This is a genomic window from Microcoleus sp. B4-C2 (genome assembly GCF_036705265.1).
GTDB lineage: Bacteria > Cyanobacteriota > Cyanobacteriia > Cyanobacteriales > Microcoleaceae > Microcoleus.
In genome coordinates this window covers 1-1,454 of the sequence record NZ_JAUBUB010000207.1, presented here as the reverse complement: position 1 = coordinate 1,454, position 1,454 = coordinate 1, and the positions used below count along the sequence as shown (strand labels likewise).

Here is a 1,454-nt window from a genome sequence, read left to right as displayed (position 1 = left end):
GGTTTATAAACTTCTTGTACTAAGGCGGATTTACCTATGCCAGAGTAACCGGATACTAGCATCATTTCGGTGCTGCCTCTGCTGACTCGCTCAAAGGCTGCTAATAAGGTTTCAACTTCTGTTTCTCTGCCGTAAAGTTTTTGAGGTATCTGAAACTTATCTGTAATATCTTTTTGGGCGATCGCAAAATCGGCAATTACTCCCGTAGTTTTTAATTGTTCTAGGCATTCTTCTAAGTCAGCGATAATTCCCCAAGGGCTTTGATATCTGGCTTCAGCGGTTTTCGCTAATAGCTTCATCACAATATCAGAAACAGCTTTAGGAATTTCTCGATTGATTTGGTGGGGGGGTACTGCTTGTTTGGCAATGTGACAGTGGATTAATTCCATTGCATCGCTGTAATCCCAGGGCAATTGCCCTGTTAGCATTTCGTAAAAAGTGACTCCTAATGAGTAAAAATCAGTGCGGTAGTCGATCGCTCTGTTCATTCTGCCTGTTTGTTCCGGCGATATATAGCTAAGGGTGCCTTCTAAAACATTAGGATTTTTCAGGGTAGGATTTTCGCGCTTTAAAACAGTAGAGATGCCAAAATCTATAATTTGAACTCGCCCTGTGGTTGAGTTGATAATAATATTGCTGGGATTAATATCTTTATGAATAATTTTATGTCTATGAATTTCACCTAAAGCCCTGGTTATTTTAATAGCTGTTAATAAAAACTCTTCTAAGGTAAGTTTGTGAGAAGCCAACCAAAGCTTTAATGAGTCTCCACCACAATCCTCGAAAATGATAGCCAAACTGTTATGGTATCTTTCTAAGCTGTAGGTTTTAGGGACACTTTCTAGGTGAAGATTGTGTGTGATTTCGTATTCCTGCTTGTATCTGACTAACGAAGCTGGCATCGGATAATCTTGTTTGAGAAATTTGAGAATTACCGGTTGGTTGTCTTGCTTTTTCAGTCCCCGGTAAACTACAGAATTATTACTTTCATGGATCTGGTTGGTAATGTCGTAGCCCGGTAAGTTAATCATTCTTACAGCCTCTTGTCAGTATTAATACTCAATTATTTTTTTATATATTGTTAGTTAATTAAGTATATGTATTATCTAATACACAATATTACCCTAAAATTTAAGAAAAGCTTAAGTTTTTCAAAAAAAGTTATTTTTTCTTAACATTTCTTCAAAATAAGAGGGCTAAACATTCCGGTCAGGAGTCCGATCGCTCCACAGTTTCCTGTAAAATCCGGCAAAACAGAGTGAAGTGCGATCGCCCTTAGTCTTCATAGGAGATTTGGGCCTTGCATAATTAGAGTATAAATAGGGGGAATCACCATGCAATGAAAGCGAGTGCAAATTAACCCATATCCGTAAAAACACTAAGGATCGCGAATTAAATAACTTACAATTTTAATTGTTATTGTGGGATGGGCGTCCCGCCCGTCCTTTTTGGAC

The 1,454-nt window shown here is 38.1% G+C and carries 1 protein-coding gene; it reads right to left on the bottom strand.

Annotation, left to right across the window (positions count from 1 at the left end; genetic code table 11):
• Nucleotides 1-1,031, bottom strand: a 1,031-nt coding sequence (locus QUB20_RS28430; RefSeq protein WP_333251548.1) for a protein kinase domain-containing protein, incomplete at its 3' end; no start/stop codon positions are given.
• Between the last annotated feature and the right edge of the window lie 423 nt (nt 1,032-1,454).